Below are 23,831 nucleotides of genomic sequence, written 5' to 3' on the forward strand. Positions count from 1 at the left end.
ACGTTTTAGCTGCGAACCTAGCTGCGAACCTAGCTGCGCCTCAGGAACCCGACGCCAGCGCGATGCGGCGCCGGATGCGCTGCACTTCCTGTGCATCGCCCGCCGCTTCGGCCCGCTGCTCCTGCACGCCCAGCCAGGCCAGCAGCGGACGGCGCCAGCCCTGTTGCGAGGCGGTGTCGATGGCCTGCACGATAGCTTGCGGCGTGATGCGGCCGGCCTTGAACGACGCCCCGGCCGCCACCAGCCGCGCCAGGGGGTCGGTCAGGGGCGCGAGCTGGCCGCTCGCCGGCACGGCGCGGTGCTGCTCTGGCAGCAGCGCCGCATCCAGCCCCTGCCAGCGGCCGTACAGATAGTCGGCATAGGCGCGCTGGGTCGGTGTTGCCTCGGGCGCTAGCGCGACGTAACCCGGGCAATCATCGAAATCGAGGCTGGCCACCTGCGCGGCGCAGCGCACCAGCTCCACTTGCGCCACATAGTCGGCGCGGCCGGTGCTGGCGGTGGCGCGGCGCGCGTCGCGAAACTGCGCTTGCGCAGCGCTGCTACTGCCCTTCAGGTAATCGTTAACCGAAGCGTCGAGCGCCCCCTTGGCATTGCTTTGCCAATCAGGGGGCAAGGGCTTGCCGGCGCAGGCGGACAGGGCCACCACGGCGAGAAAAGGGTAGATTCTCATGGCAACTTGATCTCCTGGTTGCTGCGGGCGAAAGGCCACTTGCGGTTGATTTCGTCGACCAGGCGGTTGACCTTGCGCAGGCTGGCGTCGACTTCGCCGCGCAGCGCGCCCAGGTCTTGCGTGGCCACGCGGGCGTTGGCACCGACGGCCTGCGCCTCGATCAGTACCGCGTCGACTTTTTTCAGCGTGGTGCTGGCGTCTTGCAGGACCACGTGCAACTGCCGGATCGAGGCCTGGGCATCGTCCATGACGCCGTCCTTGCCGTAGACCCGGCGATCGGTCTTGTCGAGCAGCCGGTTGACGCGGTCGAGTGCCTCGCGCAGCCTGCTGGCCTCGGCGTCGCCACCGAGCACCCCGCCCAGTATTCCGCCCGGACCGGACATGCGGCCGGTGACGCTGTTGACATTGGCCAGGGTCGCGTTGATGTCCGAATCGGTGGACGTCATCGTCTCGAGGTTTTCCAGCAGCGCGCGGACGGTGGCGACGATGCGGGGAATTTCGGCGGTGGCGTCGCCGCGCAGCACCGTGCGCGTGGCCCCAGGCGGCAGCGGCGGGTCGTTCAGCACGCCGGTATGCGCGCGCAGGCGGGTCTCGCCGACGATACTGCTCTCGAGCGTGAACACGCTGGACGTGCGCAGCCACTTGGCGTCCTTGCGGGTGACGTCGACCAGGATGCGCACCTTGCCGTCCGGTGCAAGTTCGACCTGGTCTACCCGGCCGATCGGAAAGCCGGCGAAGGTCATGTCCATGCCGGGCATGACGCCGGACGAATCGTCGGTTTCTAGCACCAGCCGCTGGGTCGGTTCGAACACGCCGCGTGCGTGCATTACATAGCCGAGGAAAGAGGCAATCAGGATGCCGACCGCCACCAGCAGGATCATGGCCTTGAGTTCGACGTGTTTCGGTTCGTCCGGCAGGGGTTCGGTCATCTGGGCTTCTCTTGATTACATGTATTTCAGGGCGAGCGAAGCCGCTTCGATCAGCAGCAGCATGAACAGCAGGCGCAAAGCGCCGGGCTGCACGGTGAACGCCACCTTGCGCGGATAGCGCTGCAATTCGAGGATGGCGGCGGTCGGAATCAGGGCCACGGCCAGCCCGAACAGCACGGTCTTGAGCACGAACCCGATTGCCACTGTCGGCGCGAACACGCGCCCGACGGTGCGGGTATAGTCATCCACGCCCCAGGGCGACAGGCCGTAGGCGTTCAGGTAGGCCAGCACCAGCACGAGGGTAGAGGTGACCATGGCCAGGCTCAGCACCGCCACCGCATTGGCCAGCAGCTGCGGCACCATGTCGCGCCGCATGCGCCGTAGCGTTTCGTCGCTGGCCGCCTGTGGCGACATGCCCGAGCGCGCCAGGCCCAGCGCCGACACGTCGAAGGCCATGCTGGCGCGCAGCGCCACGAACAGCGCGGCGGCCAGCGGAATGAGCTCCAGTACCAGCACCCGCACCACCATCTCCAGCGCGAAATGCGACAGGCCATAGCTCTTGGCGGTGACCAGCACGATGCGGATGATGACCAGGCTGATGAGGGCCGACGCCAGGGTGAACCAGGGCAGCACCTGCCAGGTACTGGCATGGATATGGCGCGCGGCGGCCAGCCGGTTCTCGCGGTTGTAGGTGGACGGCGACAGCGCCATCACGATCGCCACCGCGCTCAGATGCACCATGTACCACCAGCTGCGCAGGTAGCGTGCCAGGGCCAGGCCCCACAAGCTTGGCCGGGCGGTGAGATTGAGGGTTCGGCGCATGGTGTCGATATGATACAGATATGGATGGGTGGTGCGAAAATTTGTATCGGATTGCTGCTTTGCGAGGCAACCGCCAGGCAGGCAGGCCACTACTGCCGGCGCGCCTCCACCACCCCGCTCACCTCGGCCAGCGCCGCCAGTGCCTTTTGCAGCTGCGCGGTCGAACCGATCTCGGCGGTGAACACCATGCGCGCCTGGCCCTTGGCGCTTTGCGAGGCTACGCCAGTGACATTGATTTTCTCGCGAGAGAATACTTCGAAAATGTCGCGCAGCAGTCCCTGGCGGTCGCTCGCGAGGATGAACAGGTCGACCGGATAAACCGTCTCGGACAGCGCCGCCCCCCAGGCCGTCTGGATGACCCGCTCGGGTGACTTTATACGCATCTCGGCGAAGTTCTTGCAGCTCAGGCGGTGGATCGACACCCCCTTGCCGCGCGTGACGAAGCCGACGATGGGATCGGGCGGCGCCGGCTTGCAGCACCTGGCCAGCATCGTCATCAGGCCTTCGGTGCCGACCACCAGCACGCCCGACTTGGCGCCCTTTTCCACGCTCGAGGCAAGGCTCTTGTTGACCACCGCCGTTTCGTCCAGCGGTGGCGGCTCGACCGCATCATGCAGTGCCGCTTCCACGTGGCGCAGGCTGAATTTCTCCTTGCCGACCTGGATGAACAGCTCGTCCGACTTGGCAAAGCCCAGCTTGTGCGCCAGCGCCTCCAGGTTCACCGCGGTCTTGCCTTCGCGCTGCAGGGACTTTTCGACCAGCGCGCGGCCCTGCGCCAGCGTCTCGGCCTGGTCCAGCGCGTGGAACCAGGCGCGCACCTTCGAGCGCGTGCGGCTGCTCACCGTATAGCCGGGACTGAGCCAGTCGCGCGAAGGTCCCTGGCTGCCGCTGGAGCCCTTGGCGGTGATGATCTCGCACGTCTGGCCGTTGCGCAGCGGGGTATTGAGCGGCACCATGATGCCGTCGATCTTGGCGCCACGGCAGCGGTGGCCTACCTCGCTGTGCAGGTGATAGGCGAAATCGATCGGGGTCGCCCCTTGCGGCAATTCGAGCACACGCGCCTGGGGCGTCAGCACAAAGATGCGGTCGTCAAGTGTCGCCGCTTTGAGCTTCTCGACCCATTCCTTCTGCTGCTCCTGCTGGCCAGCGACAACGTCGGCCACGTCGCTCTTCCAGGCCAGCAGCTGGCGCAGCCAGGCGATCTTCTCGTCGTATTTCTGGCTCTTGAAGTTCGATCCGCCTTCTTCCTTGTAGCGCCAGTGCGCCGCAATACCGTATTCGGCGAAGTTGTGCATCTCCTGGGTGCGGATCTGCACCTCGAGCGGGCGCCCGTCTTCGGCATTGACCACGGTATGCAGCGACTGGTAGCCGTTGGGCTTGGGGCGCGAGATGTAGTCGTCGAATTCGTGCGGGATCGGGGTCCAGATATTGTGCACGATGCCCAGCACCGTGTAGCAGGTCTTGACGTCGGGGACGATCACGCGAAAGGCGCGCACGTCGTACAGCGATGAAAAATCGAGCTCCTTGCCGCGCATCTTGTTGTAAATGCTGTAGATGTGCTTCGGGCGCCCGCTCACCTCGGCCTGGATGCCGGCCTGCGCCAGTTCGCCCTGCAAGCGCGCGATCGACGACTCGACGAAGCCTTCGCGCTGCAAGCGCTTTTCCTCGAGCATGCGGGCGATGCGTTTGTAGGTATCGGGCTCGATGAACCGGAACGACAAATCCTCGAGTTCCCATTTCAACTGCCAGATGCCGAGCCGGTTGGCCAGCGGCGCATAGAAGTCGAGCACTTCGCGGCCATAGGCGCGGGTGATGTCGTCGAAGCGCTTCTGGTCGGCGAAATAACGCAGGCCGGCCGCGCACGAGGCCAGCCGGATCAGCACCACGCGCATGTCCGATGCCATCGCCAGCAGCATCTTGCGCAGCGTCTCGACCTGGGCCGCAGCCTGCTGGGCCGCGTTTTTCCCGGCATTCCTGCCCCCGCTTCTCCCCCCTTCGGCCTGCTCCTTGCCAGTAGTGAGGTCGCGCAGCCGGATCAGCTGGTAGACGCCCTGCACCAGGTCGGACACCTCCTTGCCGAAGCGCTCCTCGAGCGAGCCGGCGACCTGCGGATCGGCCATCGCCAGCTCGAACAGCAGGCCGGCGATGCGGGTCTCGGCATCGGTGCTGAGGTAGGCCAGCGTACCGGCCACGCCGAGCGAGAACTCGAACGCGCTCTGGCCGGACGTTGCCGTGCGCTCGCCATAGGCGCTGCCGGCGTAGTCGAGCGCGGCCTGCACGCGGGCGGCGTCATCGGGGCCGAGTCCCTGGACCAGTTGGGTGGTGGCGTCGCCAAGGAAAGCGGTTGAAACCATTACGTCAGCGCAGTGCAGCCGTCACGCAGACTTCGACGAGGCATGCGGGGTTGGCAAGCTTGGCTTCGACGGTCGCGCGCGGCGGGGTATGGCCCTGGGCGACCCACTCGTCCCAGACTGCATTCATGCCGTCGAAATCGGCCATGCTCGATATGAAGATCTGGCAGGTGAGCAGGCAGGACTTGTCGCTGCCGGCTTCCATCAGCAAGCGGTCGACATGACCGAGCACTTCGCGCATCTGGCCGTCGATATCCTGGGTGGTGTCTTCGGCGATCTGGCCGGCCAGGTAGACGGTGCCATTGTGGATGGCGGTTTCGGACAAACGCTTGCCCACGTGGAGACGTTGGATTTCCATGGTTGCTTTCTTCGATCTAAAAAGGGGACTAGTAGCCCAGTAAAAAATCGCGCGCCACCGCAATCTGGTCGGCGCGCACAAAGGTCGGGGCATGGCCCACGCCCGGGATCTCGACCAGCCGGGGCTTGGGCCCGCGGCTGCACATTTCCTGCGCCGTCGCGTGCGACAGCAAGTCGGACAGTTCGCCGCGCACCAGCAGCGTCGGGCAGCTGATCGCATCCCACGCCGCCCACAACGCGGCCTCGTCGAGCGCCGCCTGCTGCGGCGTGATGGCGCGAAACGGCTGGGCCAAGCCCAGGTCGTAGTGGCGCGTCCACTGGCCGTCGGCGTCCTGGCGCAGCACGTCGCTGGCGAGCTTGAACCATTCTTCATCGGTATGCGGACCGAACGAGGTCGACACCGTGCGCACATAGGCGGCGCCGGCGTCGAAATCCGGGAAACGGATGTCCTGGCCGATATATTCGCCGATGCGCTGGACCGCGCCCTGGTCGAGCACCGGCCCGATGTCGTTGATGACCAGCTTGCGCACCGGACTATCTTCGAGCGCGGCCAGCACCATGCCGATCAGGCCGCCCATCGAGGTGCCGAACCAGTGCACGCCGCCATCGCCATCATCCCCTTGGGTCACGCGCGCCACCAGCGTGACCATGTCGGCCACGTATTGCGGTACCGTATAGTAAGCCGGATCGCGCAGCCGCTGCGACCGCCCGCGCCCCACCACGTCCGGGCATACCACGCGGTAGTGGCCGCACAATGCCTGCGCCAGCTGATCGAAATCGTCGGCCACGCGGGTCACGCCGTGCACGCAGACCAGCACCCTGGGATTGGCCGGGTCGCCCCATTCCTTGTAGGCCATCCGGTGCAGGCCGGCCGGCGAACTGCACTGCACGCTTTTTAGTCTGGCTTGGCTCATCCCCGGCTCCGTCATGGCAATATAGTCTGCTTGGTGGTCGCGTCTTCACGCAATGCATCATTTTACGCGGCGTTGCGATTAGAATTCTACCAATTCTGTAGCAGCAACCCGATCACCTTCACCTAGAGGACGAAATGAAATCGACTATGTTAAGTGGGAAAACGGCGCTCGTCACCGGCTCAACCTCGGGCATCGGCCTGGGCATTGCCCGCGCGCTGGCCGGCCAGGGCGCGAATATCGTGTTCAACGGCTTTGGCGACGCCCAGCAGATCGAGAAGCTCTACCTCGAGACCGGCACCGAGTTCGGCGTGCAGACCGCCCACCATAACGCCGACATGTCCAAGCCGGCCGAAATCGAAGCGATGATGCAGTTCGCCGCCGATAAATTCGGCGGCGTCGATATCCTGGTCAACAATGCGGGCATCCAGCATGTGGCGCCGGTCGATGAATTTCCGCCCGAGAAATGGGATGCGATCCTGGCAATCAACCTGACCTCGGCCTTCCACACCACCCGCCTGGCGCTTCCCGCCATGAAGCAAAAGAACTGGGGGCGCATCATCAACCTGGCCTCGGTCCACGGCCTGGTGGGTTCAAGCGGCAAGTCGGCATATGTCGCGGCCAAGCACGGGCTGGTGGGCTTGACCAAGGTAACCGCACTGGAAAATGCCCATACTGGCGTCACCTGCAATGCAATCTGCCCGGGCTGGGTACTGACGCCGCTGGTGCAAAAGCAGGTCGACGACCGCGCCGCCCGCGAAGGCCTGTCCAACGACGCCGCGCGCAAGTCGCTGCTGCTCGAAAAGCAGCCGTCCGGCGAATTCGTGACGCCGGACGAACTGGGCGCGCTGGCCGTGTTCTTCTGCAGCCCGGCAGGTGACCAGGTGCGCGGCGTGGCGTGGAACATGGATGGGGGCTGGGCGGCGCAATAAGATCCAGTCCTTTCAAGACCCTACTGGACGTTGCGCGCTGCGGCTCGATTGCTCGCCCTGCTCGATAAAACACGCCGAGGCTTGCCCGGCGTTTTTTTCGTCGACGTGGTCAGCCGATTCATCAGCCGATCCTGGCCAGGAATTCCTGCCACAGCGCCGCCACCGGCCGGCCCCAAGAAGACCGCACCGCATCACCGCAGCCGTCCCTGCGGCCCAAGCATATTCCAAGTAGATCATCCTGTCTAAGTAGGCCCGACGCCATGCTGATCTCGATGCACAGCCACATGCCATGCAGGCGCGTCGGCTACCCGCCACGAATAAAACGCACACACGCCACGAAAACTATAGACACGGGTATCTAGACAAACTATTCTATATCCATCAACTACCTATGAGGACGCTCATGCCCCGCAAGTCCGACACCCCCAAACCGACGCCAGCCGAGCTCGAGCTACTTGAAGTGCTCTGGCCGCTGGGATCGGGCACCGCCAAGCAGGTGCACCATGAAATGCAGAAGCACAAGCCCGACGTGACCTATGCCACCGTGCTGCGCCTGATGCAGATCATGCACGCCAAAGGCCTGCTGGTGCGCGACGAGCGCGAACGATCGCACGTCTATGCCCCGGTGCATGCACGTGACTCGATGCAGACCAACCTGTTGCAGGACCTGGTGCAGCGCGCCTTTGCCGGCTCGGCCAAGGCACTGGTGCTGGCCGCGCTCAAGAGCGGCATCTCGAAGAAAGAGCGCGACGAAATCGAAGCGCTGCTGCGCGAAGAGCAACCGCAAGACACACCAGGAAAGCAGTCATGAGCAGCGCCGACCTGATAGGCAGCGTCGGCTGGACCCTGGTCCACTTTCTTTGGCAAGGCACGCTGATCGGCTGCGCGACTGCGCTTGTCCTGATGGCGCTAAGCAATGCCCGCCCCGAGTCACGCTACCTGGCGGCCTGCCTAGGCTTGTTGCTGTGCCTGGCCTGGCCGGCCACCGAACTGGCGCTGCGCCTGCATGGCGGCGAAGGCACCGGTGGCGACGCGATGGTGCTGTTCGCAGCGGGGCTGGTGGCTGGTGCGCCGATCGATCAAGGCTGGGCCACGGTGCTGGCCGAGCAGCTGGTGCCGATTGTCGCCACCTGGGCGGCATGCGCGCTGGCGCTGGCCTTGCGCATGGTGTCCGGACTACTGTGGATCGGCCGCGCCGCCGCCCATGAGCGCCGCGATGCGCCATGGCAGGCGCGGATCGACACGCTCGCGCTGCGATTCGGCATCGGCCGCGCGGTGCGCCTGCGCGTGGTCGCGGGCCTGGCAAGTCCGGTCACGGCCGGCTGGTGGCGCCCGGTGGTGCTGGTGCCGGCGGCACTGGTATCGGGCATGCCGGCACCGTTGCTCGAAGCCCTGCTGGCCCATGAAATGGCGCATATCCAGCGTCACGACTACCTGGTGAACCTCGGCCAGAACCTGGTCGAGACCCTGTTCTTCTACCACCCGGCGGTCTGGTGGATCTCGGGACGCATCCGCGTCGAACGAGAACAGATTGCCGACGATATCGCGGCACGGCAACTAGGCGAACCGCGGCGCCTGGCCCTGGCCCTTTCCGAACTGGAGAAAATCCAGTTCCCCACCCACCACCTGGCCCAAGCGGCCAACGGAGGAGATCTTATGTCACGCATCAAACGATTGTTACGCCCGCAGTCGCATACACTCGGGCAGGCGCTGAACTGGAAGGCAGGCATTCCCATGCTGGGACTGGCGGCGGTAAGCGCCGCAGTGTTCGCCCATGCGGCGCCCGCCGCGCCGCAAGCGCAGCCCGACGTCCCCGCGGTTGCCGACTTCAAATCTTGTGATCGGCCCTTGTATCCGGCCGAATCGATCAAGCTCCATCACACCGGCACGGTTTCGCTGGACTTCATGGTGGCCACCAACGGCAAGGTCGCTGACACCAGGCTTAAAAAGTCTTCCGGCCATGCGGCGCTCGATGATGCCGCGCAAACGGCGCTAGCGAAATGCACATTCAAGCCGGCGACAACGAAGGGCAAACCGGTACCGGCCTGGACCGCGGTGCAATACGTCTGGTCGCTCGATTAGTCAAGGCCTGGCACCCTGGCACCGATTGCCGGCGCCAGGGTGCCAGGGAGACCAGCCCCCCCTAGCGCGTGCGCGGGACGATGTTGAACTGCGGGCCGAGCGCGTAGTTCGGCTTGACGCTACGCGACATGAATACCGCCCAGGCCCTGGCGCCGTCGGCGCCGCCGACATCGGCTGCATAGGCCAGCGCCGGCTGCATGTTCGACGGATAGCCGGCATACGCTGACGAATAGCCGGTCATTTCGCCGACCTTCAGGCCGAGCGCCTGCGCCATGGCGGTGCCGGCGCATGCCAGCTTGTTGTAGGCCGCGCCCAGTTCGAAGTCGTTGCTGACCCTGAATGCCTGGCCGATCGTGGTGTAGAGCGGGCTGGTAGCGCTATCACGGATCAGCATCGAGTACATCGCGCCGTTGACGTAGCAGCTACCCTCGCCGATCATGCGCTGGATCGGGAACCGGGCCTTGTACTTGAGCATGGCAGTGGCCTTGGTAAAGCCCAGTTCGTGGGCATGGCCCAGCGCGGCGGTAAAGAAGTCATCCATCCAGGGGGCAATGCCACGTCCGTTCGAATACGCCAGCGCGTAGCCATTGACCAGTACACCCAACTTGTTGGCGCCCGCGTTGTTCGTATAATTCTCGTTATACCAATCAAGGTTGCTCTCGAGTATGCGGTTGAAATGTTCCTTCAGCCGGTCGTCATCAGGGACGATATAGGCTGCTTCGGCGAGCGTGCGCAAGCCCCATGCCTGGCCCCGCACCTGCTCGGGACTGAGCAAGCCCTTGATGTTCTGACGATATCCGGGGTTCGAATTGAACACGTTATACATGCCCCAGAACTGCAGCTCTTCCAAGAAGAAATGGTCGCCCGTGAGCATGTAAGGCAGGTAGGCATAGCCCGGCTGATGCGACACGTCTTCCACATTCGGCGACCCGCATGCGGTGCTGGTGGCGCAGCCAGGGAACCCTTCATTCTGCTTGGTCGCAGGGTTGATGGCGTCGCCCGGCCGGCCCACCAGCGTCATGTAGGGATAGTCGACCAGGCTCACCGGCTGCCCGGTTTGCTTGTCGCGGTAGTGTGACGAGAAGCTGCCCGCCAGCTCGGCAGTTCCGAGGGTAGCATCGCGAGCGCGGCGGTCCATGCTCAGCAGGTGGATTGTTGTCCATTGCGGCAGGATACCGATATCACCGCGGCCCCCGGTGGCCGGCATATAGGGATTGGACAGCCCAGTACCCATCGGCTCGGTCGAGGCATTGGCCCAACGTTTCTGCAGGTCGCTCAGCACAGTGTCGGGAATCGTGAGCGAACGGTCGTAGTTTGGCACGGCGCGGCTGTCGATCAGGTAGGCGGTGTTGTGCTTGACGTTGACTTCCGGCGCGGCGCCATTCCACCAGAACATCTTGCGCCAGCGGGCGTGATGGTAATGCTGCAGCGACGGCTTGGCATACACAGCCTTGCCACCGACCAAAATCTCTGCGTTATAAGTAAAGTTCTGGGGCGCCGCCTCGTAAGCCCAGTTATTCTCGATCACGACATCGACCCGGGCTTTCCTGACGGCCTCGTACCAGCGCACGGCGAACCGCGCCGACAGGTGCGGGTGGGCTACGCCCTTGCTGTTCGTCAAGGGCGCGGAAACATGCCATTCATTGGCGGTGGCACCGCTCAGCCACGACTTGGCAAGGGACTTGCGAATCAGCTCATCGGCCGCCGCCGTGTAGCGCACGCCGCCGATGGTCGCGCTGAACGAGGCGTTGAAACCGCTGTTGAGCAGTGAACTGGTGGTGCCGGCGAGCTTGCTCGCGGCACCGGCACGGTCGAGCGTCATGACCAGCGTCTGCCCGGCACCCAGGGATGGCAGGACGGCCGATACGATGGCGTGGCGCACCGAACCGTCCGGATGGCGAGCCTTGACGTCGAGCTGCAGCGGGACCGTGACGCCACTGCCGAGGCGGCCGGAAAGCGAAGCTCCCGAGGCTAGATGGCCCGGAGCGAAGATATGGCCAAAGGTGACGGGAACGTTCGATTGCGCAACCGAAGATGTGCTTTCGAAGCGGATATCGGTCACTGTGGCGGCCGTCGGGCTCGGAGCGGGATTGCCGGAGACGGCGCCGGTCGATCCGCCGCGGCTGCCAGGAATGTAGGCGCTGGAACTGGCGGTGCTGATTGTCACGGGAGCCGCGGCGCGGCTGGTCGCACGGCTTTGCGGAACGTAGGTGCTGCTGTCGGCAGCGTAGGTGGCTGCCGACATGCCGCTGCCAGTCACCAGGATGGCGCCAGCCAGGAAGACGGTATGGAGTTTTAAGGAGTGCATTCGAAAGTCTGAAAGTTGAAAAGACGAATAAGACGACGTTCCATGAACCCTTGCTTGTCGGGCCGGCCAAGCCGTGAGACGGTACGCAGGGTATGCGCTGGCCTCACATGGTCAGAACGTAACTCTTTGTGTCCTGGGGGAAATTACCCCTGACACATTTTTCCCACAATATACGATGCGAACAGGAAAGTACATGGGAAAAGGGAATGCATTCAGGCTGACGAAGCTGTTTTTCCCTATGAGAAATGGGATAAAAAAAATTTTTTATCGTCTTCGAACCAGCGTCGATCACCCTGCCAACTGAGCTTATCTGACAGACAATCTTTGCTCCGGGTGGTGCGGTGGCTGCGGATACAAAAAAGCCCGGCAAGCAGGCTTGCCGGGCTTTCGCTGGATGGGCGGCGGCGCCGCCGCCGTAGCAGGCGGTTAGACTGACGAGACGTCCAGCTCGCAACCAGTCGCTACCAAAACTTGCTCTTTGGTCACTCCCGGCGCCAGTTCTACCAACTTCAATCCGCGCTCGGTGATATCCATCACACCCAGGTCGGTGATGATGCGGTCGACCACGGCCACGCCGGTCAGCGGCAGGTCGCACTTCGGCAAGATCTTGTGGCTGGTCGAGCCATCCTTGGCGGTGGCGACGTGCTCCATCACCACCACCACGCGCTTGACCCCGGCCACCAGGTCCATTGCCCCGCCCATACCCTTGACCATCTTTCCAGGAATCATCCAGTTGGCCAGGTCGCCGTGCTCGGACACCTGCATCGCCCCCAGGATTGCCAGATTGATCTTGCCGCCGCGAATCATGCCGAAAGAATCGGCCGAACTGAAGTAGGCCGCGCCCGGCAGCGCCGTCACGGTCTGCTTGCCGGCATTGATCAGGTCGGCGTCGACCTGCGCTTCGGTCGGGAACGGGCCGATGCCCAGCAAGCCGTTCTCCGACTGCAGGAACACTTCGATATCCTGGGGCACGTAGTTTGCCACCAGGGTCGGCAGGCCGATGCCGAGATTTACGTAGAAGCCATCTTGCAGTTCCTGCGCCGCGCGCGCGGCCATTTCATCACGAGTCCATGCCATGTTCTGTCTCCAGGTGTAGTCTTGATTCGTCTTAGTTCGCGCGCACGGTGCGCTGTTCGATGCGCTTTTCCGGCGAAGGGTTATGGACGATGCGGTGCACGAAGATGCTCGCGGTATGCACCTGGTCCGGATCGATCTCGCCGATCTCGACCAGCTCTTCGACTTCGACGATGCAGACCTTGCCCGCGGTGGCGACGTTCGGGTTGAAGTTGCGCGCTGTCTTGCGAAACACCAGGTTGCCGGCCTTGTCGGCCTTCCATGCCTTGACCAGGGAGACGTCCGGCACCAGCGCGCGCTCCATCACGTAATGCTCGCCGTCGAACTCGCGGGTTTCCTTGCCATCGGCGACGATGGTGCCGTAGCCGGTCTTGGTAAAGAAGGCCGGAATGCCGGCGCCGCCGCAGCGCAGCTTCTCGGCCAGCGTGCCTTGCGGCGTGAATTCGAGTTCGAGTTCGCCGGCCAGGAACTGGCGCGCGAACTCCTTGTTCTCGCCGACGTAGGACGCGATCATCTTCTTGATCTGGCGGGTTTCCAGCAACTGGCCCAGGCCGAAACCGTCGACCCCGGCATTATTCGAAATCGCGGTAAGGTCCTTGACGCCCGAGTCGCGCAGCGCTTCGATCAGCGCTTCCGGAATACCGCACAGGCCGAAGCCGCCCACGGCGATGGTCTGGCCAGTTGCCACGATGCCGGCCAGCGCCGACGCCGCATCAGGATACACTTTGTTCATACCCGTCCCTTTTATGGTTAAGCCGAAAAGCTCTTCTGTACTACCGAGTGGAGTCTCAGCTTAAAATAGGCTGCTCCGAATGACAATACCGTAGAACTACGGCCCGCCCTTCCTTCAGCCAGGCACCCGAGTCAGACCCGATGATTGCACCCGACGCCATTGATTACGAAACGATCTTCCAGCAGGCCCCGGTCGGCATGTGCGTCTCGCGCGACCGCGTGATCCAGGCCAGCAACGCGGCATTGGCGGAGATGTTCGGGTATGGCCAGGGCAAGCTGCACGGCCAGTCGTTCAGCGTGCTCTATCCGACGATGGACGAGTTCCTGCGCACCGGCGAGCGCATCGTGCCCATCATGAATGCCAGGGGCCGCTATTCGGACGAGCGCATCATGCGCCGCGCCGACGGCGAGCTGTTCTGGTGCCACGTGACCGGGCGCGCGCTGCAAGCGGCCCAGCCGCTCGGCGCCGGCGTGTGGACCTTCGAGGACGTCAGCGAGAAGCGGCCAGTGTCGGCCAAGCTGACCCCGCGCGAACGCGAGATCGCTGCCCTGCTGGTGCAGGGCAAGACCAGCAAGGTGATCGCGCGCGACACCGACCTGAGTCCGCGCACGGTGGAAATGCACCGCGCCAGCCTGATGCGCAAGTTCGCGGCCTCGACCTCGTCGGAGCTGGTGCACAAGCTGGTGGGAGCGCGCTGATAGCGCCCCAGTCCTGGTGGGTCGTTCGGCCCCGGGTCAACGAGCGCGGCGCGCTCAAGCCGCCGGCAGCAATGCCCTCAGCCTGTCGGGCAGGGGCTTCGATTTCTCGGCCCTGAACTCGACCCACACCACTTTGGCGCCGCCCTCGGCATGCAGCGCCCCGGCCTGGCCGCCTGGGCCGACCAGGCGGATCTCGTGGCTCACCTCGAAGCTCGAACGACCCGGCGGGCCGACCCAGGTCGTCACTTCGATCTGGCCCGGATAGGTCAGCTGCTTGAGAAAGCTGCAATGCGCGCTGACGATGACCGGCCCCTCGCTGCTGGGGTCGGGCAGTGCCCCAACCTGCTCGAGCCAGGCGATGCGGGCGGTCTCGATATACCGGAAATAGACCGTGTTGTTGACGTGACCCATGGCATCCATGTCGCCCCAGCGAATGGGCATGGTCATGGTATGGACTAACTGCTTGCTGCTCATTGCGTGCCTCGTTTAAACAAATTACTGCGCCGTCATGCCATCGTCGGCCGTGATGATGGCGCCATTGATGAAATGGGCTTCTTCGGACGCCAGCAGCAGCAGCAGGCCGTCGAGATCTTCTGGCCGGCCCGGGCGTTTGCGCGGCAGCATGTCGATCAGCTTGCGCCCCTGCTCGGTGCCGAAATAATCCTCGTTCATTTCGGTGGCGATGTAGCCGGGGCAGATGGCATTGACGTTGATGCCGTATTTCCCCCACTCGACCGCCATGGCCTTGGTCATCTGGATCACGCCGGCCTTGCTCATGCAGTACACGCCGATCTGCGGCAGCACCCGCTGGCCCGCCACCGAAGCGATGTTGACGATGCGGTGCTGCTTGCGCGGGTCGCCCTTGGCGCGCTGGATCATGCGCTTGGCGGCTTGCTGCGCGACGAAAAACGCGCCGCGCAGATTGGTATCCATGATGTAGTTGTAGTCTTCTTCGGTCACGTCCAGCAGGCGCTGGGTGCTCTGCACGCCCGAATTGTTGACCAGGATGTCGATCGGGCCGGCCTCGGTCTCGGCGTGCGCGATGGCCGCCTTGATGCTTCCCAGGTCGGTAACGTCCAGCCGCACCACGTGCGCGGCGCCGCCGTCGGCCTCGATCTCTGCGCGCAATTCCTTGAGCCGCTCGACCCGGCGCGAAGCCAGCACCACCTGCGCGCCGGCGCCGGCCAGCGCCTTGGCGAAGCGCGCCCCGAGGCCGCTCGATGCGCCGGTGACCATGGCGATTTTTCCTTCGTAATTGACTTCGATGCCCACGCTCGGATCCCCTTGTCTCAGCCATACGTTTGCGAAGCCACCATCTTACACAAATCATCACTATTAGATTGCCGCATCTAATAATGTCCGTAAAATGGCGCAAAAGTTGCAAACAATGACAAAAACCCGCACACTCGTGCTTAAATTTTTTTCGCCTAATTAAGAGACCATGACAGAGCCAACCAACCTCCTCGAACAATACGGACCGCGTGAAGCGATGGAATACGACGTGGTCATCGTCGGCGGCGGCCCCGCTGGCCTGTCGGCGGCGATCCGTCTCAAGCAGATGGCCGCCGAAGCCGGCCGCGAGGTGTCGGTCTGCGTGCTGGAAAAAGGCGGCGAACTCGGGGCCCACATCCTGTCCGGCGCGGTCATGGACCCGATCGCCCTGAACGAGCTGATCCCGGACTGGAAGGAAAAAGGCGCGCCGCTGCACACTCCCGTGACCGAAGACCAGGTGTTGTTCCTGACCGAGACCAAGTCGTATGCGACGCCGCAGTTCATGGTCCCGAAGATGCTGACCAACCACGGCAACTACGTCATTTCGCTGGCCAACGTGGTGCGCTGGCTGGGCACCCAGGCCGAGGCGCTGGGCGTCGAAGTGTTCCCGGGCTTTCCGGCGGCCGAGATCCTGTACAACCAGGACGGCTCTGTCCGGGGTGTCGCCACTGGCAACATGGGCGTCAAGCGCGATGGCGAGCCTGGCTCGGATTTCCAGCTCGGCATGGAACTGCATGCCAAGTACACGATGTTCGCGGAGGGTTCGCGCGGCCATCTCGGGCGCCAGCTGATGGCCAAGTACGACCTGAACCATGGCAAGGACCCGCAGACCTATGGCATCGGCATCAAGGAATTGTGGGAAATCGATCCGTCCAAGCACAAGCCGGGCCTGGTGATCCACACCGCCGGCTGGCCGCTGGACAACAGCACCTACGGCGGCTCCTTCCTGTACCACTTGGAGAACAACCAGGTCGCGGTGGGCTTCGTGGTGGGACTGGCATACGAGAACCCTTATCTGTCGCCGTACGATGAATTCCAGCGTTACAAGACGCATCCGGCGATCCGCCACTATTTCGAAGGCGCCAAGCGCATTTCTTACGGTGCGCGTGCCATTACCGCCGGCGGCCTGCAGTCCTTGCCCAAGACCGTGTTCCCGGGCGGCGCCCTGATCGGCTGCGACGCCGGCTTCCTCAATACCAGCCGCATCAAGGGTAGCCATAGCGCAATCAAGACCGGCATGCTGGCCGCCGAAGCGGCGTTTGCCGCGCTCGGCGAAGGCCGCCAGCACGACGAACTGGCCGCCTACCCGGCCGCCTTCGAAAAATCGTGGCTGCACGAAGAACTGCATGTGGCGCGCAACTTCAAGCCATGGATGTCGAAAGGCCTGTATCTGGGCACGATCATGACCGGCATCGACCAGATGGTCTTCCGCGGCAAGGCGCCCTGGACGCTGCATCACAAGCATGCCGATCACGAGATGCTCAAGCCGGCTTCGCAGTTCCAGCCGATCGCGTATCCGAAACCGGATGGCAAGCTGACCTTCGATCGCCTGTCGTCGGTGTTCATCTCCAACACCAATCATGGCGAAGACCAGCCGGTGCACCTTACGCTCAAGAATGCCAGCATCCCGGTGGACGTCAACCTGGCCAAGTATGCCGGCCCGGAGCAGCGCTACTGCCCGGCCGGTGTCTACGAGTTTGTCAAGACCGACGACGGCAAGGACCGCCTGCAGATCAATGCCCAGAACTGCGTGCATTGCAAGACCTGCGATATCAAGGACCCGACCCAGAACATCGTGTGGGTCACGCCGGAAGGCGGCGGCGGCCCGAACTACCCGAACATGTAAAGGCGGGGCGGCTGCGCTCGGTCCTGGGCTCTCGGATTTACTGCTGACTTTGTCCGTGGATTCCTACGGTACAAGCTCCTGAAGTCCGATTGCCGCTGCCGACGAGAGGTTTATGATGAAGTCCTCAACCACTCAAGTAAGGAGTACAGCATGGGTGAAAACAAGGGACATGGAGTAAAAGGTCCGCGTCACGACAACGACATCGACGACTCGAGCAGCAATCGGGTCGGTCAGCAACAGTCGGGCAATATGCCGTCGGGTCAGCAGTCGGGCAACCTACAATCTGGAAAGCAGCAAGACAGCCAGCAAGCCAACCAGCAGTCCGGCATGCAGCAGCAAGGCCGTCAGCAATCCGATCAACTGCAACAAGGCAATCAGCAATCCGGAAAGAAACCGCAAGGCAGCCAGCAGTCCGGCCAGCAAGCAGGTAGCCAGCAATCGGGCGGCCAGCATGCTTCCGGTGGCACGCCGGCACTCGATGACCTGGGTTCGCGCCAGGGTGAATCCGCACAGGATGCATCCCAGGCCTGGGACCAGGACAGCAGCGCCGACAAGCAGCGCGGCAACCGCTGACCGAAGAGCCGCTTCACAGCACAGCAACAAAGCAGGGCTAGTTCGGTAACACGGTAATCACAGCAAAGTAAGCACGCGCACCGCCGCAGGCCACATGGCCCGCCCGGTGCGCTTTCTTGCGTGCCCGGCCGTATTACCTCCGTTCGCGCGCCCCAAAGGCATGGCCGACCACCAGGGTGGTATTCAACACCAGCGTCGACAGGCCCAGAATCAGCTGCACCAGCCGGTCATCGGGCAAGACCCAGACCCGCCCACGCGGCGGCTCGGCGCCGGTCGCGGCCATGATCAGCGGGGCGATCCATTCGGCATCCTGGTCGACGTCGAGCACCACCGCGTCGCCAGTAGTCTGCATGGTCACCGCGCCCCCTTCGGCCAGCGTGAAGCAAATGCCCACGCCAGTTTCCTGAGGCTGGACCAGTTCTTGCAAAGCGGCGTTATGTTCGTCGATCCAGAGTTCGACGTCTTGCGGCGTTTCAAGGTGGGTCCAGGGGCGAGGACGAAAGCGCGGTGGCGAATCAATAGGTGGCGTGGTCATGCGGCTTGGGTAAATGCGGATCGAAGCGTATCTTACGGGATTTTTCCATGGCAGACTTCGGTCAGACGCGTTTTGATCCGCAGCTTGTCACCGCATGATGAAAGGTTTGGCTTGAAAAACATTCGTTGGAAGTTACGCCCCCTGCTGTTTGCCCTGTGCTGCCTGGCTGGCAGCGCCCACGCCCGCGAAAGCTACGTGCTTGACAATACCGAGGTACGCGATATCCGTGCCCAGGCTCTCAAGCGCGACTACCAGGTCTATGTCGCCCTGCCCGACGCCTACCGCGAAAGCGGCAAGTCTTACCCGGTGCTGTTCGTGGCCGATGCGAACTACGCCTTTCCGCTGGCGCGCAGTATCGCCTCGCGTCTGCACAAGCATGCAGGCATGGAGCAAGTCATCGTGGTGGGACTGTCGTACGCAAAGGGCGATGCGCCCAATTTCAGCCGCCGGCGCGACTATACGCCGAGCGTGCCGCGCCGCCACACCTATCGATCAGACATGCCGGGACGCGCCCCCGCCTTCGGCGAAGCCGCCGCTTACGGCCGCTTCATCACCTCGGAAGTCTTTCCCATGATTGCCCGCGAGTACCGCGCCGACATGCGCCGCAAGATCTTTGTCGGGCATTCCTACGGCAGCCTGCTCGGCCTGCAGCTGCTCTTGAGCGCGCCGCGCAGCTTCGAGCATTACATCCTGGGCAGTCCGTCGCTCTGGTACGACGCCGGCATGATGTTCGAGCGCGAACTGGCCTATGCCGCGCGTCACAAGGACTTGCCGGCCTCGGTGTTCTTCGGCATCGGCGGCCTGGAGAAGCTCGCGCCGGGCAAGAAACGCTCGCGCTCTGAAGAAGACGCCGACATGGTGGCGGACTTGCGCGAGTTCGACGCCAGCTTGACATCGCATCGCTATCCGAACCTGAAGACGCGCCTGCGCGTATTCGAAGACGAAGACCATGCCAGCGTGTTTCCGCTGGTACTGACGCACGGGCTGCGCGCATACCTGGCATCGTCGCGCAAATGATGCGGGCGGGCTGGTGGACGGGCTGCTCCGCCGGCCAGCTCTGCTGCTGTAAAATAGTTCGGCGGCACCAAACTATCAGCTGAAAAAGGACGTAAAGTGCATCATCAAAACCCGAATCATGCCTTTTATTGGAAACCTTTCCAAGCGGTTGTCTCGGCCGTGTTGCTGGCCTCGAGCGCACAGGCATTTGCCAGTGTCGGCAATCCCGCGATCGGTCCGTTGCTGTGGTCGGAAGAATTTAACGGCAGCAGCCTTGATAGCGGCGCCTGGAACGCCTCCGACGGCGATGGCTGCCAGATCAAGTTATGTGGCTACGGTAATGCCGAGCTGCAGTACTACAGCCCTGACAACCTGGCTATCGTGGATGTGCCCTTCGAATCGGGCACCCGGGCGCTGGCCATCCAGGCGCGCCGCCAGGCGCTAGGCGGCAAGGCCTTCAGCTCGGGCAAGGTCGATACCCAGGGCAAGGTGCATGTCCAGTACGGCATGATCGAGGTGCGCATGAGCACTCCGAATCTCGATACCGGCCTGTGGCCGGCCGCCTGGATGCTCGGGGTTAGTGGGCAGAGCTGGCCACGCAAGGGCGAGATCGACATCATGGAAATGGGTCACAAGGCGTCCAGCCGCGCAGACGCCGGTTCGCCGCCGAGCAACAACTTTGTCGGCGCCAATGTCATCACCTGGCAGCAGTCCGCCTGCGCGCCTGGCAACGACAGCTGCGCCGCCTCCACCGCCTGGCAGACCAGGAACTGGTATGTTGCCCGCACGCCGCTCGTGAACCGCTTCGTCAGCTATCGCTTGTACTGGAACGCCAGCCAGATGCGCTTTACGGTGGTGGACGGCGGCGTCGAGCACGACCTGTACCAAGCGCCCCTTCCGGTCAATTCGACTGCCCTGCAGGCGCCCTTCTACCTGCTGCTCAACTTGGCAGTCGGCGGCAACTTTACCGACGCGGCTGTCCCGGGCCAGGTCACGGCGCCGCTGCCGGGTACCCTGTACGTGGACTATATACGCGTCTACCAGCTCGACGGTAAGGGCCAGGTCACGCTGGGCAGGCAGGCCGCGCGCTGAATCGCCGCTGGCGGCTCAATTAATGTCGAGCGTCACCAGCCGCGCCGTCACCCGGTCGCCGTCGACCAACAGCTCTCCTACCGATATTGGCAGCCTGAAGCGCCGGGGTCCGGCGCTGCCCGGGTTTATATACAGCACACCGCCGTATTCGGAGCGCGATGGCTTGTGCGAATGTCCGGCCACCACCACCCGCATGCCCGCGGCCGCCGGCTCGATCGGCAACTGCTTGAGGTCGTGGATGACGTAGATGGCAAGCGCCCCGATGCGCAGCACCGCCGTTTCGGGGAGCGCAACGGCCCACGCGCCGCGGTCGTTGTTGCCGCGTACGACCGTCAGCGGCGCGATCGCTTCGAGCGGAGCCAGGATCTCGGGCCCGGTGATGTCGCACGCATGGATGATATGGTTGCTGCCCCGGAGGAAGGCCAGCGCTTCCGGACGCAGCAACCCGTGGGTGTCGGAAATCAGCCCGACCCGCATCCTTCAGGTGCGCTTGCTGCCTGCCATCTTGGCAGTCGTGTAGATCGAGTACAGCGCGGCCAGGCCGACCACGACATACACGATACGCGTGGCCGGGCTGCCCGAACCGAACAGGGTGGCGACCATGTCGACATCGAACAGGCCGACCATTGCCCAGTTCAGGCCGCCAATGATCAGCAAGGCCATGGCCAGATAGTCGAGTGCCGACATGGCGGACCGATGGTGGCTGCGTTCGGCGGTGCGCCGTTCGCCCATGGTCCTGCGGTCAATTGTGGGAGTGTTCATCGTTGCCATCACTGCCTCCTAGGGGAAAAAAGTGCATGGTAATGCCAGCATGTGCTGCACTGACGCTGACAACTCAGTTTAGCCCAAGTTCGAAGAACCGCTCGCACGGGCGCTTCAGCCCTTCCAGGTACGCGTCAAGCCGGTGTCGGCATGAATCCAGCCGCCGCGTGGGCCGGAACGGTAGTAATAGCCGACGCCGCCCTGCCGGAAGCTGCGGATCAGACCGCCCAGCACTTCTTCGTTCAGGCTGGCAATGCGGATATCGGCCGCCTTGCCCATCGTGTGCAGCGATTTGCGCGCAGCCGGGATGCCTTCTTCGATCAGGCGCCGGTTCGAGGCTTCGGTGCGGTAGCCCGACAGGATTTCGAGCGGCTGGTGCATGCCATAGCGCGCGATGAAGGCCTGGGTTCCCCACAGCATTTCGAACAGCTTCGGATCGATCGGCGCCGACTCGCGGCCGTTGACGTCGCGCAGGATATGGCACAGCTCCTGATAGGCCGAATCGATGACTTCGCCATCTTTCCAGTACAGCAGCTTGGTCCGCTCGCCGCTCTGCGGGCGCACCAGCGACAGGGTGCGCGGCTTGACCCAGAAATCGATGTCGAGCAGCTGGGCATCGAACAGGTCGGGAGGTGGCTGGAGATCGGTGTTGGGCGCTGCCGCCGCCAGCGGCGTGGCTAGCGGCGAGGCCAGGGCGCCCAGTGCACACAGTCGGGCGCTTTGTTGCAAGAAGTTTCTACGGCCAGTCATGAGGTACTCATCTGTTGAAGACGCTTACTATAACGTAAGCGCTGCGGGCAAAGAAGGCCTGCACGTGCAAACCGTGGCATGGTCCGCCAGAAGCACAGGTCAAGCGCAGTTGCAGAACCGCTTGCGCGCGGCCGCGCGGTCGGCCGCAACCTCGGCCGGCTGGCCTTTGGGATCGAGCTGCTTCCACAGCAGGTCGCATTCCAGGCCGAAGCAGGATTTGTCCTTGCCGGCATGCACGTAGCCGTTGCGCTCGAAGAAAGCGCTGGCGCTCGCCGGGCTGTGCAGGTGTACCTTGGCAATGCACCAGGCGCGCGCCTGCTCTTCGGCAGCGAGCAGCAGCGCACGCCCGACGCCACTGCGCAGGGCTTCCGGCGCGACATAGCAGAGGGCGAGCTTGCCGGCCTGGGTCAGCAGGCACAGGCCCAGCAACTGGCCAGCGCTTTCGGCCACCAGAGCGTGATTCGTGGGGGTAGAGAACCAGGAAGCGACATTGGCCGACGTCTTGTTGCCGAGCCAGGCCTCGAGCACTGCCGGCAGGTCCTGGTGATCGGCCTTGCAGCCGACTTCGATGGACCGGCGCAGCAGCGCACAGGCTGCGCCAGCATCTCCGGTTATCGCCTGGCGAATGTCAAACCGCGTGGGCATCGTACATCTTGATAGGTGCATGTAAAGACAATCAAAAAACCGCCACGCGAACCGCGCCGGGAACGCTCAGCAGGCTACGACTATACACCGAAAGTTTGCAGGCATGCTGCCGGCATGCATATGGCTGGGTGCATACTAAGCATATGACGAAATGATTGTTCCGTATTGGAGCGAACAGAAGCATGATGCTTTTCATCTTCTTCCGTTCAAAAGCGAGAACTTCATGCCATCTTCCGCCCCGCGTTCTTCCCTGCGCGCTTCCTTCGTTGCTTCTCCCCTGCGCCGGCTGGTGCTGGCCCTGGCGCTGGGCGCCGCGCTGCCGCTGTCGGCCAATGCTGCCGAGGCCGAGCTGCTGAACGTGTCCTACGATGTGGCGCGCGAGCTGTACAAAGAGATCAACCCGGCCTTCATCGCACAGCACAAGAAGCAGACCGGCACCACCGTGACCATCAAGCAGTCGCACGGCGGCTCGAGCAAGCAGGCACGCGCCGTGGCCGACGGCCTGGAGGCGTCGGTAGTCACCATGAACCAGGCCAATGACATCGACATGCTGGCAGACCGCGGCCTGGTCGCAAAAGACTGGGCGAAAAAATTCCCGAACAATGCCGCGCCTTATTACTCGACCATGGTCTACCTGGTACGCAAAGGCAATCCAAAAGGCATCCGCAATTGGGACGACCTGGCCAGGCCAGGCGTGCAGGTCATCATTCCCAATCCTAAGACCGCCGGCAACGGCCGCTATACCTACCTGGCGGCCTGGGGTTCGGCAATGAAGAAAAAAGGCGGCACCGAAGCGCAGGCGCGCGAACTGGTCACCCGCATCTTCAAGAACGTGCCGATCCTGGACGCGGGCGGGCGCGCCGCCACCACCACCTTTACCCAGCGCCAGATCGGCGACGTGCTGGTGACCTTTGAAAACGAGGTGAGCATGGTGCGCGCAGAGTTCGGCAACAATTTCGAGGTAGTCTATCCATCCGTATCGATCCTGGCCGAGTCGCCGGTCGCCGTGGTCGACAAAGTGGTCGATCGCCGCAATCAGCGCAAGGAAGCGACCGCCTACCTGAACTTCCTGTACTCCCCTCAGGGTCAGGAAATTGGCGCGAAGCATTTCATGCGCGTGCGTTCGGACGCGGTCATGAAGAAATACGCGGCCAACTACAAGCCGATCGACCTGTTCACCGTGGATGAGCTGTTCGGCGGCTGGCGCAATGCGCAGAAGCGCCACTTCGATGATGGTGGCGAATTCGACAAGATCTACCAGTCGAAATAAACCTGACTCCAAGCCCTGCCCCGCGCAGGGCTTGTGCATTGTGGGCCATGCAAAAAGCGCGCAGTGCTGTCATGACGCGATGCGGTCAGGATGGCAATGCCTGTAGACGCTCTGCCATGTGAATCGTTGTTCTGGGCGAAAAATCTTATCTGCATACCCAGTTTTGCTTGTGCGCCATAGACATACACCAATGCTTAATGCTATCGTCCACCTTTCTGTAGTT

At 63.3% G+C, this 23,831-nt stretch carries 25 protein-coding genes; 9 read left to right on the forward strand and 16 right to left on the reverse strand.

What is annotated here, in order from left to right; genetic code table 11:
• Positions 1-40: 40 nt before the first annotated feature.
• From NRS07_RS12240 to NRS07_RS12265, 6 genes are all read right to left on the reverse strand, one after another.
• Positions 41-670: a hypothetical protein gene (locus tag NRS07_RS12240; RefSeq protein WP_259207267.1), complete on the reverse strand. Its 630-nt coding sequence runs from the start codon at positions 668-670 to the stop codon at positions 41-43.
• On the reverse strand, positions 667-1,599 hold the full coding sequence (locus NRS07_RS12245) for an MlaD family protein (protein ID WP_259207269.1): 933 nt from the start codon (positions 1,597-1,599) through the stop codon (positions 667-669). Before NRS07_RS12245 ends, NRS07_RS12240 begins: the two co-directional genes overlap by 4 nt.
• Positions 1,600-1,614: 15 nt before the next feature.
• Entirely contained in the window at positions 1,615-2,421 is an 807-nt protein-coding gene (locus NRS07_RS12250) for an ABC transporter permease (RefSeq protein WP_259207270.1), read from the reverse strand.
• An 89-nt stretch (positions 2,422-2,510) separates the two neighbouring features.
• Complete coding sequence (locus NRS07_RS12255) at positions 2,511-4,775, reverse strand: bifunctional (p)ppGpp synthetase/guanosine-3',5'-bis(diphosphate) 3'-pyrophosphohydrolase (protein ID WP_259207271.1); 2,265 nt, start codon at positions 4,773-4,775, stop codon at positions 2,511-2,513.
• 4 nt (positions 4,776-4,779) lie between these two features.
• Entirely contained in the window at positions 4,780-5,130 is a 351-nt protein-coding gene (locus NRS07_RS12260; RefSeq protein WP_259207273.1) for a RidA family protein, read from the reverse strand.
• A gap of 28 nt (positions 5,131-5,158) precedes the next feature.
• Positions 5,159-6,043, reverse strand: coding sequence for an alpha/beta fold hydrolase (locus tag NRS07_RS12265; protein WP_259207276.1), 885 nt, complete (start codon positions 6,041-6,043; stop codon positions 5,159-5,161).
• Positions 6,044-6,177: 134 nt separating this feature from the next.
• Between NRS07_RS12265 and NRS07_RS12270 the strand changes: the two genes are divergently transcribed.
• From NRS07_RS12270 to NRS07_RS12280, 3 genes are all read left to right on the forward strand, one after another.
• A complete protein-coding gene (locus NRS07_RS12270; protein WP_259207278.1) occupies positions 6,178-6,972 on the forward strand; it encodes a 3-hydroxybutyrate dehydrogenase in 795 nt (264 codons plus the stop codon).
• Between the two features lie 403 nt (positions 6,973-7,375).
• Complete coding sequence (locus NRS07_RS12275; protein ID WP_259207280.1) at positions 7,376-7,783, forward strand: BlaI/MecI/CopY family transcriptional regulator; 408 nt, start codon at positions 7,376-7,378, stop codon at positions 7,781-7,783.
• Positions 7,780-9,054: a M56 family metallopeptidase gene (locus NRS07_RS12280; protein WP_259207282.1), complete on the forward strand. Its 1,275-nt coding sequence runs from the start codon at positions 7,780-7,782 to the stop codon at positions 9,052-9,054. The genes NRS07_RS12275 and NRS07_RS12280 overlap by 4 nt, the downstream gene beginning before the upstream one ends.
• Before the next feature lie 61 nt (positions 9,055-9,115).
• Here the strand turns inward: NRS07_RS12280 and NRS07_RS12285 are convergent, their stop codons facing one another.
• From NRS07_RS12285 to NRS07_RS12295, 3 genes are all read right to left on the reverse strand, one after another.
• Positions 9,116-11,362, reverse strand: a complete 2,247-nt coding sequence (locus tag NRS07_RS12285) for a hypothetical protein (RefSeq protein ID WP_259207283.1) — start codon at positions 11,360-11,362, stop codon at positions 9,116-9,118.
• A 426-nt stretch (positions 11,363-11,788) separates the two neighbouring features.
• The gene (locus NRS07_RS12290) at positions 11,789-12,439 is read right to left on the reverse strand and encodes a 3-oxoacid CoA-transferase subunit B (RefSeq protein ID WP_259207287.1); all 651 of its coding nucleotides are present in this window, start codon (positions 12,437-12,439) and stop codon (positions 11,789-11,791) included.
• A 31-nt stretch (positions 12,440-12,470) separates the two neighbouring features.
• Entirely contained in the window at positions 12,471-13,169 is a 699-nt protein-coding gene (locus tag NRS07_RS12295; RefSeq protein WP_259207290.1) for a CoA transferase subunit A, read from the reverse strand.
• Between the two features lie 140 nt (positions 13,170-13,309).
• Between NRS07_RS12295 and NRS07_RS12300 the strand changes: the two genes are divergently transcribed.
• Positions 13,310-13,867 (forward strand): LuxR C-terminal-related transcriptional regulator, encoded by a 558-nt coding sequence (locus tag NRS07_RS12300; RefSeq protein ID WP_259207291.1) that lies wholly within the window; start codon positions 13,310-13,312, stop codon positions 13,865-13,867.
• Positions 13,868-13,921: 54 nt separating this feature from the next.
• On the opposite strand, the gene NRS07_RS12305 is transcribed toward NRS07_RS12300, so the two are convergent.
• Both NRS07_RS12305 and NRS07_RS12310 read right to left on the reverse strand, forming a co-directional pair.
• Positions 13,922-14,341 carry a thioesterase family protein gene (locus NRS07_RS12305; RefSeq protein WP_259207292.1) on the reverse strand — a complete coding sequence of 140 codons (420 nt, stop codon included), beginning with the start codon at positions 14,339-14,341 and terminating at the stop codon, positions 13,922-13,924.
• Positions 14,342-14,362: 21 nt separating this feature from the next.
• Positions 14,363-15,139 (reverse strand): SDR family oxidoreductase, encoded by a 777-nt coding sequence (locus NRS07_RS12310; RefSeq protein ID WP_259207294.1) that lies wholly within the window; start codon positions 15,137-15,139, stop codon positions 14,363-14,365.
• Positions 15,140-15,308: 169 nt separating this feature from the next.
• Between NRS07_RS12310 and NRS07_RS12315 the strand changes: the two genes are divergently transcribed.
• Together NRS07_RS12315 and NRS07_RS12320 are read left to right on the forward strand one after the other, a co-directional pair.
• The gene (locus NRS07_RS12315; RefSeq protein WP_259207297.1) at positions 15,309-16,985 is read left to right on the forward strand and encodes an electron transfer flavoprotein-ubiquinone oxidoreductase; all 1,677 of its coding nucleotides are present in this window, start codon (positions 15,309-15,311) and stop codon (positions 16,983-16,985) included.
• A gap of 150 nt (positions 16,986-17,135) precedes the next feature.
• Positions 17,136-17,558, forward strand: coding sequence for a hypothetical protein (locus tag NRS07_RS12320; protein ID WP_259207300.1), 423 nt, complete (start codon positions 17,136-17,138; stop codon positions 17,556-17,558).
• Between the two features lie 133 nt (positions 17,559-17,691).
• Here the strand turns inward: NRS07_RS12320 and NRS07_RS12325 are convergent, their stop codons facing one another.
• The gene (locus tag NRS07_RS12325) at positions 17,692-18,093 is read right to left on the reverse strand and encodes a hypothetical protein (protein WP_259207302.1); all 402 of its coding nucleotides are present in this window, start codon (positions 18,091-18,093) and stop codon (positions 17,692-17,694) included.
• A 111-nt stretch (positions 18,094-18,204) separates the two neighbouring features.
• Here NRS07_RS12325 and NRS07_RS12330 point away from each other — a divergent pair, with 111 nt between their 5' ends.
• Positions 18,205-19,110 (forward strand): alpha/beta hydrolase, encoded by a 906-nt coding sequence (locus NRS07_RS12330; RefSeq protein ID WP_259207303.1) that lies wholly within the window; start codon positions 18,205-18,207, stop codon positions 19,108-19,110.
• Between the two features lie 96 nt (positions 19,111-19,206).
• A complete protein-coding gene (locus NRS07_RS12335; protein WP_259207306.1) occupies positions 19,207-20,181 on the forward strand; it encodes a glycoside hydrolase family 16 protein in 975 nt (324 codons plus the stop codon).
• A 15-nt stretch (positions 20,182-20,196) separates the two neighbouring features.
• Here the strand turns inward: NRS07_RS12335 and NRS07_RS12340 are convergent, their stop codons facing one another.
• The 4 genes from NRS07_RS12340 to NRS07_RS12355 all read right to left on the reverse strand — a co-directional run bounded on the left by NRS07_RS12340 (position 20,197) and on the right by NRS07_RS12355 (position 22,338).
• A complete protein-coding gene (locus NRS07_RS12340; protein ID WP_259207308.1) occupies positions 20,197-20,658 on the reverse strand; it encodes a metallophosphoesterase family protein in 462 nt (153 codons plus the stop codon).
• Positions 20,659-20,661: 3 nt separating this feature from the next.
• Positions 20,662-20,943 carry a DUF378 domain-containing protein gene (locus NRS07_RS12345; RefSeq protein ID WP_307729891.1) on the reverse strand — a complete coding sequence of 94 codons (282 nt, stop codon included), beginning with the start codon at positions 20,941-20,943 and terminating at the stop codon, positions 20,662-20,664.
• Positions 20,944-21,057: 114 nt separating this feature from the next.
• Entirely contained in the window at positions 21,058-21,693 is a 636-nt protein-coding gene (locus tag NRS07_RS12350; protein WP_259207311.1) for a DUF882 domain-containing protein, read from the reverse strand.
• A gap of 99 nt (positions 21,694-21,792) precedes the next feature.
• Positions 21,793-22,338 (reverse strand): GNAT family N-acetyltransferase, encoded by a 546-nt coding sequence (locus NRS07_RS12355; RefSeq protein ID WP_259207313.1) that lies wholly within the window; start codon positions 22,336-22,338, stop codon positions 21,793-21,795.
• A 223-nt stretch (positions 22,339-22,561) separates the two neighbouring features.
• Here NRS07_RS12355 and NRS07_RS12360 point away from each other — a divergent pair, with 223 nt between their 5' ends.
• The gene (locus NRS07_RS12360; RefSeq protein ID WP_259207314.1) at positions 22,562-23,608 is read left to right on the forward strand and encodes a sulfate ABC transporter substrate-binding protein; all 1,047 of its coding nucleotides are present in this window, start codon (positions 22,562-22,564) and stop codon (positions 23,606-23,608) included.
• Positions 23,609-23,831 lie beyond the last annotated feature (223 nt).

It is taken from the genome of Massilia sp. H6 (genome assembly GCF_024802625.1).
In the GTDB taxonomy this organism is placed as follows: Bacteria; Pseudomonadota; Gammaproteobacteria; order Burkholderiales; family Burkholderiaceae_D; genus Telluria.